Raw genomic sequence first — 15259 nt, 5'->3', positions numbered from 1 at the left:
GTACCTCAGCCGCGCCGCTTGGCATTCGCGGCGATGGCCATCAGCGTACGCTGGGCGATGGCGGCGGCTAGCGTCGATTGCTTGCGGGTGTCGAGCGCGGCGGTCGCGAGCTGCTCGATGATTGCGGCGAGCCGCGCCACGCTGAAATTGCGCAGCGCTGTTTCCACCGCGGGCTTTCGCGAAAAATGCAGGCGCGGATAGCCGCCCTCGAGCACGGCGGACGCAGGCTGGCCGTCGGCGATCGCGAGCGCAGATTTGTGCAGCCACGCGGCCTGGCGCTGCGCGGCGGAGATGATCACGCCGGGATAGGTGCCGGCGATCATGGCCTTTGCAAATTCGGTCTCGACGATGTCGGGCCGGCCGGCGAAGGCGCCGTCGACGATGGGATCGAGTTTCAGCTCGGACGCATCGGCAACGACGGACATCACATCATCCAGCGTGATCTCGCCTTTGCCATGCGCATAGAGCGTCAGCTTGCGCAGCTCATTGCGCGAGGCCTGGCGGTCGCCGCCGAGGAATGACATCAGCGCCGCGCGGGCATCCTGCGCGATGCGCAGATTGGCGATGCGGAGCTCGTCGTCCATCAGCTTGGCAAGGTCGCGCTCGGTGTCGGGATAGCAGCCGATCGCCACGGCCGTCTTGGCCTTCTCGCAGGCCTTGCGCAGGGGCGATTCCGGGCGCAGCTCGCCGGCTTCGATCACGATGCGGCAATCCTTCACGCCCATCTCCGCCAGCGTATCGATACCGCTGGCAAAGCTGCGCGAGCCGGCGCGGACGCGGATGGCGCGGCGGCCGCCGAACAACGGCACCGTCATGGCTTCATCGACGAGCCGCGACGGCTCGGCGGAGAGTTCGTCGCCGTCGAGCTTGACGAGCGAGAAGGGATCGTTGGGGTCGTCGACGGCCGAGGCAATCAGCGCATCGGCGCGCTCGCGCACGAGGCCGGCATCGGGACCGTAGAGCAGGATGATCGGTCGGCCCCCGTCGGGACGGGCGAGGAAGGCGTCGATCTCTTTTCCGCGCAGCGCGACCATCGGACCTGACTGTCATTCCAGGGCGCACGAAGCGCGAACTACGGCGCGCAATTGCGCGCCTGAGAATCTCGATCAATAATCTCTGGATTCCGGATCCGCCCTGCGGGCGCTCCGGAATGACGGGGATGACTTAAGTGCCGGCGATGAAGAACGAGGCGAGGCGAGTGTTGATGTTCTCGGCGATCTCGTTGGCGGCACGATCCTCGGCATCGCGAAGGGCCCGGTTGCGGGCAAAGCGCTGGTAGGAGCCGGGCATGTCATAGGACACGCGCGCGAACGTCGTGCCGGTCATGACCGACTTGCCGCTGACGACCTCGATCAAATTGTACTGGGCGTCGATGCCGTAGTTTTCACTGTTCGGCAGGCCGGTATTGGGATCGACGATCAGCGACGTTTTGCTGCTCGCGAAGCGAATCTCCAGGCGATGGGTCGGCGGCATGCCCGTGGCCGTGCCGTAGAGCTTGAAGGCCAAGGCGTTGCGGACCTCGACGCCGACACGGGCCTCGCGGGAGGCATTGGCCTTGTTGATCGGCGGAAGGTCGACCCCCATCAGCTTTTCGCGCAGGCCGGGGGTGCCGTCACCACGCTCGGCATACATCGGCTGGAAGCAGCCAGCCGTCAGCGCCGCCAATGCGGCGACCGCCAGCAAGCGGGCAGCGATCCGGATCCTAGCCGACAACATTCACGATCCTCTTGGGGACGATGATCACCTTGCGGACGGGCTTGCCGTCCAGGGCCAGTTTTACCGCATCGAGGGCCAAAACGGCAGCCTCGATTTCCGGATTCTGGGCCACTGTTGCAACTGTGACCTCACCCCGCTTCTTGCCATTGACCTGGACCACCAGGGTCACGGCGTCTTCAACCAGCAAATCGCGTTCGATTTGGGGCCAATCGGCCTCGGAAACCAGCCCGCTATGGCCTAGAACCTGCCAACACTCCTCGGCCAGATGCGGCATCATCGGGGAGAACAGCTGAACCAGGATCTGGCTGGCCTCCCGGACCGCCCAGGCGAGGTCAGCTGTGGGCTGGCCGGGGCGCTGGAGCACCTCCGAAAACGCATTGGCGAATTCGCGGATATGGGCGAGGCAGACATTGAAGTGCAGCCGCTCGATGCCGGTGGTGACCTTGTCCAGCGCACCATGGGCGGCCTTGCGCAAGGCGGTCGCATCCGGGCCGAACGAGCCCGGACGATCTGCCGGCGCGGCCTGGCCGAGTTCCACTGCATCGTTCACCAGCCGCCACAGCCGCTGCACGAAGCGCGAGGCGCCCTGAACGCGCTCGTCGCTCCAGATCACGTCGCGGTCGGGCGGGGAGTCCGACAGCATGAACCAGCGGGCGACGTCGGCGCCGTAGGTCTCGATGATGTCGTCGGGGTCGACCGTGTTCTTCTTCGACTTCGACATCTTCTCGATCGGACCGATCTGGACGTCTTCGCCTGACGTCAGCAGCGTCGCGCGCCGGCCGTTGCCGCCGACCTCGATCTTCACCTCGGCCGGCTGCACATAGGTGCCGTCGGCCTTCTGGTAGGTCTCGTGCACCACCATGCCCTGGGTGAACATTCCGGCGAACGGCTCGTCCAGCGCGATGTGCCCGGTCGCCTTCATCGCGCGGGTGAAGAAGCGGCTGTAGAGCAGATGCAGGATCGCGTGCTCGACGCCGCCGATATACTGATCGACCGGCAGCATCCGGTTGGCGACGGCTGGCGTCGTCGGCGCGTTCTCGTTCCAGGGATCGGTGAAGCGCGCAAAATACCAGGACGAATCCACGAAGGTGTCCATGGTGTCGGTTTCGCGCTGGGCCTTGCCGCCGCATTTGGGGCAGGTGACGTGCTTCCAGGTCGGGTGATGATCGAGCGCGTTGCCCGGTCTGTCGAAGGTCGCGTCATCAGGCAGCGTCACCGGCAGGTCGGCGTCCGGCACCGGCACCACATCGCATTTGGGGCAATGGATGACGGGAATCGGGCAGCCCCAATAGCGCTGCCGTGAAATACCCCAGTCGCGCAGGCGGAAATTGACCTGACGCTCGCCAACCGGCGCGTTGCCGCGCAGCTCGCCCTCCAGGCGCTTTGCGACCTCGTCCTTGGCCTGCTCGATGGTCATGCCGTCGAGGAAGCGAGAATTGATCATGCGGCCGTCACCGTCATAGGCGGTATCGGTGATGACGAACGTCTTCGGATCCTGGCCCTCGGGGCACACCACCGGCGTGTTGCCGAGATTGTACTTGTTGACGAAGTCGAGGTCGCGCTGGTCGTGCGCGGGGCAGCCGAAGATTGCGCCGGTGCCGTATTCCATCAGCACGAAGTTCGCGACATAGACCGGCAGCTTCCAGCTCGGATCGAACGGGTGCACCGCGCGGATCCCGGTGTCAAAACCCTGCTTCTCCGCGGTGTCGATGATCTCTTGCGCGGTGCCGATCTTCTTGATGTCGGCGATGAACTGGGCAAGCTTCGGGTTCTTCGCGGCTGCTGCCTGCGCCAGCGGATGATCCGACGAAATCGCCATGAATTTGGCGCCGAACAGGGTGTCCGGGCGCGTCGTAAAGATCTTCAGCTCGCTCTCGCCGGCGGGCGTCGTCGCCTGATCCAGCGCGAAGCGGACCAGCAGGCCCTCGGAGCGCCCGATCCAGTTGCGCTGCATCAGCCGCACCTTGTCGGGCCAGCGGTCGAGCCCATCCAGCGCCGACAGCAGCTCCTGCGAGTACTTCGTGATCTTGAAGACCCACTGGCTCATTTCCCGTTGTTCGACAACGGCACCCGAGCGCCAGCCGCGGCCGTCGATCACCTGCTCGTTGGCGAGCACGGTCATGTCGACCGGATCCCAGTTGAGCTTGCGCTTCTCACGCTCGGCGAGGCCGGCGGCGAGCATGTCCAAAAACATCTTCTGCTGATGCTTGTAGTAGCTGGGGTCGCAGGTCGCGAATTCGCGCGACCAGTCCAGCGACAGCCCGATCGAGCGGAGCTGCTTCTTCATCGCGGCGATGTTGTCGTAGGTCCAGGCCTTCGGCGCGACCTTGCGCTCGATGGCGGCGTTCTCGGCCGGCAGGCCGAAGGCGTCCCAGCCCATCGGGTGCAGCACGTTGAACCCCTTGGCGCGCATGAAGCGGGCCAGCACGTCGCCGAGCGTGTAATTGCGGACATGGCCGATATGGATGCGCCCGGACGGGTAGGGGAACATCTCCAGCACGTAGTATTTCGGCCGCGAGTCGTCGTTCTTGGAGACGAAGATCGCCTGCTGGTCCCAGGCGGCTTGCCAGCGCGGTTCGGCGTCGCGGGCGTTGTAGCGTTCGGAGGTCATGGAATCGTTGGGTTTTCGTGGATTCGGCCGTCTAAAGACGGCGGACTAGGCCATAGAAGTCCTTAGGGGGTCAATGGGTTGCCGCTGGCGGCGGCCCCCCGCAAGGCTGCTCCGCTAAAGTACGGACGGCCCATTGGGATCGGATTAAGGGGGCGGTGCGAGGTTGGCCCCCGACAGCACCCCGCCAGGCGATGGAATCAGGCTTCGACGATCTCGATTACGACTATGCCGCGTCCGTCGCCGGACGGGCGGTGCGGAGCATGGCCGAGCAGCGGATTCCGCCGACACCGACCAATTTTGCCGTCTGGTTCCACTATTTCGCAGGCAGCCATGACGACCTGCGCAATGCCATCGATCTCCTGATCGACCACAATCGTCCCTTCGACGCCAGGACCAACCAGGATCTGTTCGAGACCTATGTCGCGCCCCGGGCGGGCGCCGTCGCCTCCGAGACGTCCGATCGGCTGCATGCCCTCATGGGGGCGGCGAAGGAGTTTCTGGCGACGGCCATGGCCGATAATCGTTCCCAGATGCAGGCGATCAGCGAGGTCGCCGATCAGGGCAGGGCTGGTGTCGATCCGAAGGCGCTGGTCGCCCAGCTCATGGATGAGCTGGCGCGGGCCGCCACGAGGGCGACCCGGCTCGAGGCCGGCTTTGCGGAAAAGACCCGCGAGCTCGACGTGATCCGCGACTCGCTCTCCAAGTCCGAAGAGCGCGCCCGGACCGATACGCTGACGGGGCTGGCAAACCGGCGGGCGCTCGATGAATTCCTGCGCAAGGCACAGACGACCGCGGATTGGGGCGAGCCGCTCGGCGTGCTGATGCTCGACATCGACCACTTCAAGACCTTCAACGACAATTTCGGCCATGGCGTCGGCGACCAGGTGCTGCGCCTGATTGCGAAAGTGTTGCGCGAAAAAGTTCGCGAGCAGGATCTGTCGGCCCGCTATGGCGGCGAGGAGCTGATTGCCGTGCTGCCGGATGCCGATCTCGCCACTTGCGCCGAGATCGCCGAGCGCATCAGGCGCGCGATCGCCGAATGCACGATCACGCGCCGTTCGACCGGGGAGACCCTGCCCGGCATCAGCGTGTCGATCGGCGTGGCGCAGTACCGGACCGGCGAGGCGATCACCGATCTCATCGAGCGCTGCGACCGCGCGCTCTATCTCGCCAAGGGCGGCGGCCGCAATCGCGTGGTGACGGAGGTCGAGCTCGATCGCGCCGCGGCTGCAGGTTAGGCGCTCGCCGCCAGCATCATGGCGGCCGCGCTGTTCTCGATCACCTGGATGCCGTGCTCCATGACATTGTTGCGACCGCGGTGTTTTGCGGCGTAGAGCGCGGCGTCGGCGGCTTCGATGAGATCGCCGGGGCGCAGCGTCTCGTTCGGCTTCGTTGCGGCAACGCCGATCGAGACGGTGACGATCATGTGGGCGGAGGTGATGTGCGGCAGGCACAGCTTCAGCACGGCCGCGCGCACCTGCTCGCCGATCTCGACGGCGCGGTTCACGTCGGTGTTCGGCAGCAGCAGGCAGAATTCCTCGCCGCCATAGCGGGCCGCAAAGCCCATCGTGTCGGCGGCGATGCCGGACAAGGATTCGCCGAGCCGGGTCAGGCAGGAATCGCCTTCGAGATGGCCATAGGTGTCGTTGAACAGCTTGAAGTGATCGACGTCGATCATCAGCAGCGCAAGCTCGCTGTCATATTGCTGCGCGCGCATCCATTCGAAGTCGAGCCGGCTCTGGAAGCCGCGGCGATTGGCCAGCCCCGACAGCATGTCGATCGAGGCCATCACGGTCAGGCGGTCGTTGCTCGCGATCAGCTCGCGCTCGCGCTGGCTGAGCTGCGCGGCCATCGCGTTGAAGGCGCGGGCCAGCGGCACGAACTCGGCCGGCAGCCGGTTGCGCGCGGCGCGGGCCGAGAGGTCGCCCTCGCCGAGGCGCTTGGCCATGTCGGCCAGCATCTCGATCGGCTTGATCACGAGCTTCTCGGCGGCGATCAGCGCGCCGAGCAGGACGAACAGGACGACGAACGCGAGCTGGAGATAGGCGGTGCGGATGTCGCGGCTGACCGCCGCGGACACCTTGTCCTCGTCGATGCTGGCGATCAGGCGGGCATTGGTGCCGGCGATGCGGATATAGCTCACCGCGCGGCGGGAGCCGTCAGCGGCGAGGAAAGAGAGTGAGCCCTCGTCCTGGTCCGAACGCAGCGCCCTGTCGGCGATCGCCGACATCAGCGGCATGTTGTCGAGCGGACGGCCGATCGCGCTGTGCTGGTCAGCCGGCGCGGCGAGCACGGTGCCGGCGCTGTCGACCAGCACGGCAGTGATCCCGGGACGGCCGCCGAGATTGCTCATGACCTTCGACATCCAGTCGAGGTTCACGGTGGCGAGCACGACGGCATCCGCGACACCGCTGAAGGCCGACACCGGATAAACCGCCATGACGGTCGGCGACGGCACGGGCCGCGACAGGATGAAGTCGCTCAGCACGAAGCGGCCGGTTTCCTGCGCCTGCTGGAAGTATGGCCGGTCGCTGAGGTCGAGGCCGACATACATGTTGTTGGTGGCGCACTGGATGCGTCCGTCCTGGCCGGCGATCAACAGCGTGCGGATCCAGGGAAGGTTCGACGGCAGGCTCGCGCGCAGCACGTCGCAGCTCTTGCTGATGCCGCCGGCGGAGGCGCGGATGAAGGCTTCAGATTTCAGGATGGTTTCGACCGACGAGATCACTTCGCGCTGCGCATCGGCGCTGTGTCTTGCAATGGTGGTGAATTCGGTCGCGGCCTGCGCGATCTGACGCGCGCGCGTATCTTCGAGCGAACGGATGCGCTCGAACATCAAGGGCGTCACCAGAATCACCGCGAGCAACGCAAGCCGTGCCCGGATTCCGAGAACCTGCTTGAGTTTCACTCGTTTGCGGTTGAAACTGACGTTTGCCATCTTCGCTGCCCACCCCATCGGCCAAGGTAAAGCGAAGGGTTCAAAAACTCTTTCTTGAACTCGGTAAAATTAGAACTAGCTCCGCAACAATCCAGTCCGAACCGACGTCATGACCGAAACCAACGCCGCGCCGGTAACCGGCCATTCACCAAACGCGCTCGCCGCGGTCGAAGCCGAAATTGTCCGCGCCTGCAAGGAAGCGCGGCGCGATCGCGCCTCCGTGACGCTGATCGCGGTGTCCAAGACGTTCGCCGCGGATGCAATTATCCCGGTCATCGACGCCGGACAGCGCGTATTCGGCGAAAATCGGGTGCAGGAGGCCAAAGGCAAGTGGCCGGCGTTAACGTCCGCTTATTCCGGCATCGCGCTGCATCTGATCGGGCCGCTGCAGTCCAACAAGGCGAAGGAGGCGGTGGCGCTGTTCGATGCCATCCATTCGGTCGACCGCCCGAGCATTTGCCAGGCGTTAGCCAAGGAAATCGAATCCCAGAACAGGCACCCGGAGCTGTTCGTCCAGATCAACATCGGCGAGGAGCCGCAGAAGGCCGGCATCGCTCCCGGCGAGGCCGATGCCTTCATCGCGAGCTGCCGCGACAGCTATGGGCTGACGATCTCCGGCCTGATGTGCATCCCGCCGGTCGACGAGCCGCCGGCGGCGCATTTCGCGCTGACCGCCAAGATCGCAGCGCGCAATGGATTGAAGAATCTCTCGATGGGCATGAGCGCGGATTTCGCCACCGCGATCATGCTCGGCGCCACCCATGTGCGCGTTGGGAGCGCGATCTTCGGGCACCGGTGACGCCGGCAGCGCTCGCAACGACGGCGGTGGTTACGCAAACCCCACCGACACCTGCCCCAGCACACCAAAATCCACCGCGAAATGATCGCCGGCCTGGATCGGCAGCGGCGGATGGCACGTGCCCGTCGTCACCACCTCCCCTGCCCGCAAGGTGATGCCGAGCCCGCGCAGCTCGTTGGCAAGCCAGGCCAAGGCAACACGGGGATCGCCGAGCACATTCTTGCCGTGGCCGAGATAGCGCTGGCCGCGCAGCGTGATCTGCGGCCGCTCCTCGACGAGATCCATGGCGCGCCAGTTCGCAGTCGTCGCTGCGCCCAGCACGAACAGATGCGCCCAGGCATTGTCGGCGATCAGCTGCGCCTCGCCGGCGCTGGCGAAATCGCCAAAGCGCGAGTCGGGAATCTCGATCGCTGGATGCAAGGTGTCGACGGCGGCGAGCACGTCGTCGACATTGTACGGCGTCGCGCGCGGCGGCAAATCGCGGCCTATGCGGAAGGCGAATTCCGGTTCGCCGACGCGCATCTCGTTGCCCTTCATCGACGCCGTGCCGCCGTCGGCGATCACGGTGTCGCTCATGATGCGGCCGGCCAGCGGGCCCGCGACATTGATGTGCTTCTGTCCGGCCTCGCTTGTCGCCGCGATCTTCCAACCGAACAGCTTTCCAAGCGTTTGGTTTTCGAGGACAGCCTGGATGGCATAGCCATCGGCGCGGCTCTGCGGCCGCAACCGCGGCTCCAGCGCGTCAAACTTGGTGCCGTCGCGCCAATGTTTGACCAGGACCTGCGATGCGGCGGCGATCTGATCCTTGTCGAGCATGTGCCCTCACCCGATGATGATTCTTGTTCTTGGTCCCAGTTGCCGCAGCAAATGCAGCATCGCCGCTTTGGTCATCGAGACGCAGCCTGCGGTCGGCCCGAAATTGTCCCGCGCCAGATGCAAAAACACCGCACTGCCGCGGCCGGCGATACGCGGTCTGGTGTTGTGGTCGATTTCGATGATGAAGTCATAGAGATGGTCGGAACGCTTGAGACGGTCACCGCCCTGCTCCGGTCCGAGCCGGATCGCCTGATTGTAATGGCGATCTCCGGCGTCCTCGCACCAGGCGTCCGTGTCGCCGATGGTCCGGGCCGGAAGAAAGGTCCGCGGACGGCTGTGGCGGTCGCCCCGCCACCACAATTGCCTGGGACGGAAGCTGCCCCGCGGGGTGCCGCCATCGCCCTCGCGCTTGTTTGCCAGGATTCCGCCCCGCCCCAGCGCCACCGGGATCATCAGTGCGCCGGCCGTCAGCCAGCCCCGGCGCGGATTCCCGGCAGCAGGTTTAACGCGGATCGCTCGAAGCGGTCCGGAGCTTCGATTCTTTGGGTAACTAGCTGAATCCGCTTTGTTTTTCATGTGAACGTGCGATGTCGAATTCATTACAGGACATTCATCAAAACGGCCTGAGATTTTGAGTTAGAGTGCTTCTGGCTTGTGAATCGGTAACAGCCCACTACTTCAACACGAACAACAATAATAACGGCGCCCCCCCTAACTTTCCCTCGCGGCTGGGTGCAGCATGCATGCGCGCCGAGCCGGACTCCAAAAGGATGACCCCCTATGGCCAATGCCCGCAAGATCCTCATCGTGGATGACGATACCGATCTGCGCGATACGTTGGTGGAGCAATTATCGCTGCACGAAGAATTTGAGGCCTCCGCCGTCGATACCGGGGCCAAGGGCGCGAGCGCCGCGAAGGCCAATGCCCCCGATCTCGTCCTGATGGATGTCGGCCTGCCCGACACCGATGGCCGCGAGGTGGTTCGTTCCTTGCGCAAGGGCGGCTTCAAGGCCCCGATCATCATGCTCACCGGGCATGACACCGATTCCGACACGATTTTGGGGCTGGAATCCGGCGCCAACGACTACGTCGCAAAACCCTTCCGTTTCGCCGTGCTGCTGGCCCGCATCCGCGCCCAGCTCCGCCAGCACGAGGCGAGCGAGGACGCGGTGTTCTCGGTCGGCCCCTACTCCTTCCGCCCGGGCTCGAAGATGCTGACCGCGGCCAATGCCCGCAAGGTCCGGCTCACCGAGAAGGAAACCGCCATCCTCCGCTTCCTCTACCGGGCCGGCCAGATGCCGGTCTCGCGCGAGACCCTGCTCCAGGAGGTCTGGGGCTATAATTCCGGCGTCACCACCCACACGCTGGAAACCCACATCTACCGCCTCCGCCAGAAGATCGAGAAGGACGCCGCCAATCCGGAGATCCTGGTCACGGAAGCCGGTGGCTACAAGCTGGTGCCGTGATACGCTTTAGGGGCGTGCGAATCGTTTTAGATCGCATGCCCTTTGAGCCCCGGACCTGAATGTCAATCGACGACGACGTAGCGCTTCTCGAGCGTGTCCCGACACTGCGCTTGTTGGGAGACGCGTCGTTGCGCATGCTGGCGATCGGCTCCGAGCAGCGTAATTTCGTTCGCGGCGACGTCCTGTTCAATCTCGGCGACGAAGCCGATGCCGGATACGTGGTTCAACGCGGCGCCTTTCGGGTCGACGACGGCGCCGGCGCGGAGATGATCGCAGGTCCCGGCGCGCTGATCGGCGAGCTCGCGCTGGTGGTGCCGATGAAGCGGCCGTCGAGCGCGGTCGCGCTGGAGCCCGCCTCCGTCATCCGCGTCGCGCGCAGCTTGTTTCAACGCGTGCTCGAGAGTGACCCCGCGGCTGCGGTGCGCCTGCGTGACGAATTCGCGGTCCGCTCCAGCCAGATCGCGAGCGATATCCTGATGGCGGGCGCGAAGCTGACGTCGTCGTAGCCCGGACGGCGCCGTCAAACCTCCAGCGTCACCGTCACCGGCACGTGGTCCGACGGGCGCTCCCAGCTCCGCGCGTCGCGCAGGATCTTGAAATCGCTGACCGCGTCCTTCAATGCGCGCGAGACCCAGATGTGGTCGAGCCTGCGGCCGCGATCACCGACGGTCCAGTCGGCGGAGCGATAGCTCCACCACGTATAGACCTTCTCCGACATCGGAAAACGCTCGCGCGCGACGTCGACCCACTCACCGGCTGCCAGCGCGGCTTGCAGCTTCTCGGTCTCCACAGGTGTATGCGAAACCACTTTCAGAAGCTGCTTGTGCGACCAGACATCGTTCTCGTGCGGCGCGACGTTGAGATCGCCGACCAGGATGTGGCGATCCTCCCCGCGCGGATGCAGCGGCTCGCAGGCCTTCATTTCGTCGAGGAAGCGAAGCTTGTGGTCGAATTTCTCGTTCAGCGCGGGATCGGGAATGTCGCCGCCGGCGGGCACGTAGAAGTTATGCAGCACCAGCGGCTTTGCGATGCTGGCCTTCTCGCCGAACGAGACCGAGATGTGGCGCGAATCCACCTTGTCGCAGAAGGTGCGGATGTCTTTCGATTCGAACGGAATCTTCGAGACGATGGCGACGCCGTGATAGCCCTTCTGCCCGTTCAGCGCGACATGCTCATAGCCGAGCCGCTTGAAGCGCTTCAGCGGAAAGGCATCGTCGATGCACTTGGTCTCCTGGAGGCACAGCACGTCCGGCCGCGCGCTCTTGAGAAACTTCGCGACCAGGTCGATGCGCAGCCGCACCGAGTTGATGTTCCAGGTTGTCAGGGAAAGACGCATGAGGGATGCGTCTTAGCAAGCTCTCGTAGGGCGGGCAAAGGCGCAAAGCGCCGTGCCCACGTCTTTTCGGGGATGGGTGCAAGGTTCGTAGCAAGCCCTCGTAGGGTGGGCAAAGCGAAGCGTGCCCACCATGCCTGCCGCAAGGAGAGATGGTGGGCACGGCGCTAATGCGCCTTTGCCCACCCTACGGCAGTAGAGCTTTCAACCCGGCGATGGGCCGTAATTGGTGAAATCGATCTTGAACATGGCAGGATCGAGCTTCTTGCCCGCATCGAGATTGTAGACCGCGATCGTGGTGTCGTAGCCCTGCGGGTCGGTGACGGTCCACTGCTTCAACTGGCCGTCCTTGGCGCCGAACATCAGCAGGAGGCGGCTGGTGCCGACCAGCGCCTGCTTCTCCTCGATGGTGACGCTGACGAAGACGTCGTCGGCCGAGACGTTGACGACGTTGGTGTCCTTCATCAGGTCGATGCGATCGGACAGCAGGAAGCGCAGCGGCGTCTGCGACAGCGGATAGACGTCCTGGGTCGCGAGCTTGCGGTCGCGCACCACCAGCGAGGATCCGTCGGCGACGATGTCGATCGGGCTCGGCGCGTCATATTCGAAGCGCACCTTGCCGGGCTTCTGGATGTAGAAGTCGCCCTGCGTCTTGCTGCCGTCGGGGCCGACCTGGACGAAATTTCCAACCAGCGTCGACAGCGAGGACAGATAGGCGCTGACCTTGGCCGCCTGCGCCTTCTGGTTGGCGTCGAAGGTCTGGAAGATGCTGGTCGGCACGTTGCGGCGCGGATCCGGGATGACCGGGTTCGGCGGCGTCTGGGTCGCGCCGGTGACAGCGGGGCCTCCGCCATCGCGGCCCTTCGGCGCGGGCTTCGGCACAGGCACGGTCTGCGCGAACGACGCCGCGGTCACCATCGCGGCGGTGACGAGAAGCACACCGGCCATACGCGCGCTTCGCGCAGCGATGGTGGCAGCGAATCGAATGTCCGGATGTCTGATCAACGCGTCGTCCTGTGTGGCTGGGCGCCCTTTTAGCGTGATTTCGCTACTGCAGATATCGATTTTGCGTGAAATTATGTTCAGAGGCGGCTCGCCTCACATGTGGCTGTCTTCTTCCTCGACCAGAATCTCGCGCTTTCCGGCGTGGTTGGCGGGTCCGACGATGCCTTCCAGTTCCATGCGCTCCATCAAGGACGCGGCACGGTTATAGCCGATCTGGAGCCGGCGCTGGATGTAGCTGTCGAGGCCTTGCGGTCGCGTTTGACGATGGCCACGGCCTGTTGGAAGAGATCGCCGCCGCCATCCGCGCCCATGCCGCTGGCGTCGAACACGGCGCCACCGTCCTCGTCCTCGGTCGGCTCTTCGGCCGTGACGGCCTCGAGGTATTCGGGCTGGCCCTGCGTCTTGAGGTGCCGCACCACCTTCTCGACTTCCTCGTCCGATGCGAAAGGTCCGTGCACGCGGCTGATGCGGCCGCCGCCCGCCATGTAGAGCATGTCACCCTGCCCGAGCAGCTGCTCGGCGCCCATCTCGCCCAGGATGGTGCGGCTGTCGATCTTGGACGTCACCTGGAAGGCGATGCGGGTCGGGAAGTTCGCCTTGATGGTGCCGGTGATGACGTCGACCGACGGGCGTTGCGTCGCGAGGATCACATGCAGGCCGGCGGCGCGCGCCATCTGCGCGAGACGCTGCACCGCGCCTTCGATGTCCTTGCCGGCGACCATCATCAGGTCGGCCATTTCGTCGACGATGATGACGATGTAGGGCAGCGGGTCGAGCGAGAGCTTCTCTTCCTCGTAGATCGCCTTGCCGGTTTCCTTGTCGAAGCCGGTGTGCACCGTGCGCGTCGGTTCTTCGCCCTTGGCTTTCAATTCGAGCAGGCGCGTATTGTAGCCGTCGATGTTGCGCACACCGAGCTTGGCCATGTTCTTGTAGCGCTCTTCCATCTCGCGCACGGCCCATTTCAGCGCGACCACCGCCTTCTTCGGGTCGGTCACAACAGGCGTGAGCAGATGGGGAATGCCGTCATAGACGGAGAGTTCGAGCATCTTCGGATCGACCATGATCAGGCGGCACTGGTCCGGGCGCAGCCGGTAGACCAGGCTGAGGATCATGGTGTTGATGGCGACCGACTTGCCGGACCCGGTGGTGCCGGCGATCAGCATGTGCGGCGTGCGCGCGAGGTCGATGATCACGGGGTCGCCGCCGATGGTCTTGCCGAGGCAGAGCGGCAGCTTCGCAACCGAATCGACAGTCTCCTTGGCGACCAGCAGCTCGCGCAGATAGACCTTTTCGCGATGCGCATTCGGTAGCTCGATGCCGATGGCGTTACGGCCGGGTACGACGGCGACGCGTGCCGACAGCGCGCTCATCGAACGGGCGATATCGTCGGCGAGACCGATCACGCGCGATGACTTGATGCCGGGCGCCGGCTCCAGCTCGTACAGTGTGACCACGGGACCCGGATTGGCTTTCACGATCTCGCCGCGCACGCCGAAATCCTGCAGCACGCCTTCGAGCGAACGCGAATTGGCTTCCAGCTCAGCCTTGCTGAGCGGCTGGCGATCGCCCGCCTTGGGCGCGGCCAGCACGGACACGGACGGAAGCTCGAACTTGTCGGAGGATTTCTTGGAAGCGGCCTTTGGTGCAGCCTTCTTGCGCGGGGCGCGCGCGGCCGGCTCCTCCTCTTCCTCCTCCTCGTCTTCCTCTTCTTCGTGCTCGTCCTCGTCAATTTCGTCTTCGGACTGCGGCGAGATCGACGGCGCGGCGCGGCCGGCGCCGAGATTCGGCTCCTGGCGGCTGAACGCAACGGCTTTGGTCTTCGGTCCGCTCGAGACCAGCGAGCGGTAAGCGGTGCCGAGCAGCCAGATCAGCCGCGCCTTCGTGCTCATCAATGCGTGGAACAGCCACCCCAGCGACACCGAGCCGCGATCGCTCTCCTCGTCTTCGTCGAGCGGCTTGTCGTCGTCCTCGATCTCCGCGAACTCGTCGTCATGCGCGCGCGCGCCGAGGCCGCAGGCGATCAGGAAGGTCGCGCCCATCGCGGCGAACAGGATCGTGCCCAGCACCATGCGATAGATCGTGCCCGCCGGTCCGAAAATCACCGCGGGCGCGCGCACCAGCGCATCGCCGACCACGCCGCCGAGGCCGGTCGGCAGCGGCCAGGCGCCGCCATGCGGCCAGCAGCTGGCAAAGCCCGCAGCGATCACGGTGCAGAGAATCCAGGAACCGAGCCGCAGCGCCTCGCGGTCGAACGGGCGATGGGTCATCATGCGCCAACCCCAGACCGCGACCGTCAGGACCAGCATGATCGCGCCGAGCCCGAGGATCTGCATCGCAAGGTCGGCGCCGATCGCGCCGGCATAGCCGAGAATGTTGCGGATCGGCCGTGAGGTCGCGTGGCTGAGGCTTGGATCCTGCACCGACCAGGTCATCAGCGCGGCCGAGGCGACGCCGGACAATGCAATCAGGCTGAAACCGGTGAGCTCGCGCATACGCCGCGCCAGCCCCTCGCGGATCGACGGTGGCAGATGGCCGACCAGTGGAATGACACGTTCGATTGCCGACATGCTCATG

At 64.9% G+C, this 15259-nt stretch carries 12 protein-coding genes and 1 pseudogene; 4 read left to right on the top strand and 9 right to left on the bottom strand.

Going from position 1 to position 15259, the window contains the following annotated elements; translation table 11 throughout:
- Nucleotides 1-5: 5 nt before the first annotated feature.
- From holA to leuS, 3 genes are all read right to left on the bottom strand, one after another.
- Nucleotides 6-1034: a DNA polymerase III subunit delta gene (gene holA, locus HAP41_RS01660; RefSeq protein ID WP_135214099.1), complete on the bottom strand. Its 1029-nt coding sequence runs from the start codon at nucleotides 1032-1034 to the stop codon at nucleotides 6-8.
- 130 nt (nucleotides 1035-1164) lie between these two features.
- Complete coding sequence (gene lptE / locus HAP41_RS01655; protein ID WP_028150179.1) at nucleotides 1165-1716, bottom strand: LPS assembly lipoprotein LptE; 552 nt, start codon at nucleotides 1714-1716, stop codon at nucleotides 1165-1167.
- On the bottom strand, nucleotides 1703-4327 hold the full coding sequence (leuS, locus tag HAP41_RS01650) for a leucine--tRNA ligase (RefSeq protein ID WP_166062591.1): 2625 nt from the start codon (nucleotides 4325-4327) through the stop codon (nucleotides 1703-1705). The genes lptE and leuS overlap by 14 nt, the downstream gene beginning before the upstream one ends.
- A gap of 191 nt (nucleotides 4328-4518) precedes the next feature.
- Between leuS and HAP41_RS01645 the strand changes: the two genes are divergently transcribed.
- Entirely contained in the window at nucleotides 4519-5565 is a 1047-nt protein-coding gene (locus HAP41_RS01645) for a GGDEF domain-containing protein (RefSeq protein WP_175617960.1), read from the top strand.
- Here the strand turns inward: HAP41_RS01645 and HAP41_RS01640 are convergent.
- Complete coding sequence (locus HAP41_RS01640; RefSeq protein WP_166062651.1) at nucleotides 5562-7265, bottom strand: diguanylate cyclase domain-containing protein; 1704 nt, start codon at nucleotides 7263-7265, stop codon at nucleotides 5562-5564. The two genes, HAP41_RS01645 and HAP41_RS01640, sit on opposite strands and share 4 nt — an antisense overlap.
- A 109-nt stretch (nucleotides 7266-7374) precedes the next feature.
- On the opposite strand from HAP41_RS01640, the gene HAP41_RS01635 reads away from it, so the two are divergent.
- Nucleotides 7375-8064: a YggS family pyridoxal phosphate-dependent enzyme gene (locus HAP41_RS01635; protein ID WP_028150183.1), complete on the top strand. Its 690-nt coding sequence runs from the start codon at nucleotides 7375-7377 to the stop codon at nucleotides 8062-8064.
- 30 nt (nucleotides 8065-8094) lie between these two features.
- Here HAP41_RS01635 and HAP41_RS01630 read toward each other — a convergent pair whose 3' ends face one another.
- Nucleotides 8095-8880: a 2-keto-4-pentenoate hydratase gene (locus HAP41_RS01630; RefSeq protein WP_166062705.1), complete on the bottom strand. Its 786-nt coding sequence runs from the start codon at nucleotides 8878-8880 to the stop codon at nucleotides 8095-8097.
- A gap of 6 nt (nucleotides 8881-8886) precedes the next feature.
- On the bottom strand, nucleotides 8887-9456 hold the full coding sequence (locus tag HAP41_RS01625) for a L,D-transpeptidase family protein (RefSeq protein ID WP_166105313.1): 570 nt from the start codon (nucleotides 9454-9456) through the stop codon (nucleotides 8887-8889).
- A 204-nt stretch (nucleotides 9457-9660) separates the two neighbouring features.
- On the opposite strand from HAP41_RS01625, the gene HAP41_RS01620 reads away from it, so the two are divergent.
- Together HAP41_RS01620 and HAP41_RS01615 are read left to right on the top strand one after the other, a co-directional pair.
- On the top strand, nucleotides 9661-10347 hold the full coding sequence (locus HAP41_RS01620) for a response regulator transcription factor (RefSeq protein ID WP_007598630.1): 687 nt from the start codon (nucleotides 9661-9663) through the stop codon (nucleotides 10345-10347).
- 59 nt (nucleotides 10348-10406) lie between these two features.
- Nucleotides 10407-10853 carry a cyclic nucleotide-binding domain-containing protein gene (locus HAP41_RS01615; RefSeq protein WP_166062748.1) on the top strand — a complete coding sequence of 149 codons (447 nt, stop codon included), beginning with the start codon at nucleotides 10407-10409 and terminating at the stop codon, nucleotides 10851-10853.
- A gap of 14 nt (nucleotides 10854-10867) precedes the next feature.
- Here HAP41_RS01615 and xth read toward each other — a convergent pair whose 3' ends face one another.
- The 3 genes and pseudogenes from xth to HAP41_RS01600 form a co-directional block, all read right to left on the bottom strand.
- The gene (gene xth, locus HAP41_RS01610; RefSeq protein WP_014490778.1) at nucleotides 10868-11683 is read right to left on the bottom strand and encodes an exodeoxyribonuclease III; all 816 of its coding nucleotides are present in this window, start codon (nucleotides 11681-11683) and stop codon (nucleotides 10868-10870) included.
- Between the two features lie 201 nt (nucleotides 11684-11884).
- A complete protein-coding gene (locus HAP41_RS01605) occupies nucleotides 11885-12628 on the bottom strand; it encodes an outer membrane lipoprotein carrier protein LolA (protein ID WP_028150187.1) in 744 nt (247 codons plus the stop codon).
- A 150-nt stretch (nucleotides 12629-12778) separates the two neighbouring features.
- A pseudogene (locus tag HAP41_RS01600) lies at nucleotides 12779-15258 on the bottom strand (DNA translocase FtsK).
- Nucleotide 15259 lies beyond the last annotated feature (1 nt).

Origin of the sequence: Bradyrhizobium barranii subsp. apii (assembly GCF_011516635.5) — a bacterium.
Classification (GTDB): domain Bacteria; phylum Pseudomonadota; class Alphaproteobacteria; order Rhizobiales; family Xanthobacteraceae; genus Bradyrhizobium; species Bradyrhizobium barranii.
Note: the sequence above shows the minus strand (reverse complement) of the source record. Positions and strands in the feature narration are given on the sequence as shown.

Bases quoted from the DNA above. Each gene is read 5' to 3' on its own strand.
- holA (WP_135214099.1), bottom strand. From the start codon at position 1,034: ATGGTCGCGCTGCGCGGAAAAGAGATCGACGCCTTCCTCGCCCGTCCC.
- lptE (WP_028150179.1), bottom strand. From the start codon at position 1,716: ATGTTGTCGGCTAGGATCCGGATCGCTGCCCGCTTGCTGGCGGTCGCC.
- leuS (WP_166062591.1), bottom strand. From the start codon at position 4,327: ATGACCTCCGAACGCTACAACGCCCGCGACGCCGAACCGCGCTGGCAA.
- HAP41_RS01645 (WP_175617960.1), top strand. From the start codon at position 4,519: ATGGAATCAGGCTTCGACGATCTCGATTACGACTATGCCGCGTCCGTC.
- HAP41_RS01640 (WP_166062651.1), bottom strand. From the start codon at position 7,265: ATGGCAAACGTCAGTTTCAACCGCAAACGAGTGAAACTCAAGCAGGTT.
- HAP41_RS01635 (WP_028150183.1), top strand. From the start codon at position 7,375: ATGACCGAAACCAACGCCGCGCCGGTAACCGGCCATTCACCAAACGCG.
- HAP41_RS01630 (WP_166062705.1), bottom strand. From the start codon at position 8,880: ATGCTCGACAAGGATCAGATCGCCGCCGCATCGCAGGTCCTGGTCAAA.
- HAP41_RS01625 (WP_166105313.1), bottom strand. From the start codon at position 9,456: ATGAAAAACAAAGCGGATTCAGCTAGTTACCCAAAGAATCGAAGCTCC.
- HAP41_RS01620 (WP_007598630.1), top strand. From the start codon at position 9,661: ATGGCCAATGCCCGCAAGATCCTCATCGTGGATGACGATACCGATCTG.
- HAP41_RS01615 (WP_166062748.1), top strand. From the start codon at position 10,407: ATGTCAATCGACGACGACGTAGCGCTTCTCGAGCGTGTCCCGACACTG.
- xth (WP_014490778.1), bottom strand. From the start codon at position 11,683: ATGCGTCTTTCCCTGACAACCTGGAACATCAACTCGGTGCGGCTGCGC.
- HAP41_RS01605 (WP_028150187.1), bottom strand. From the start codon at position 12,628: ATGGCCGGTGTGCTTCTCGTCACCGCCGCGATGGTGACCGCGGCGTCG.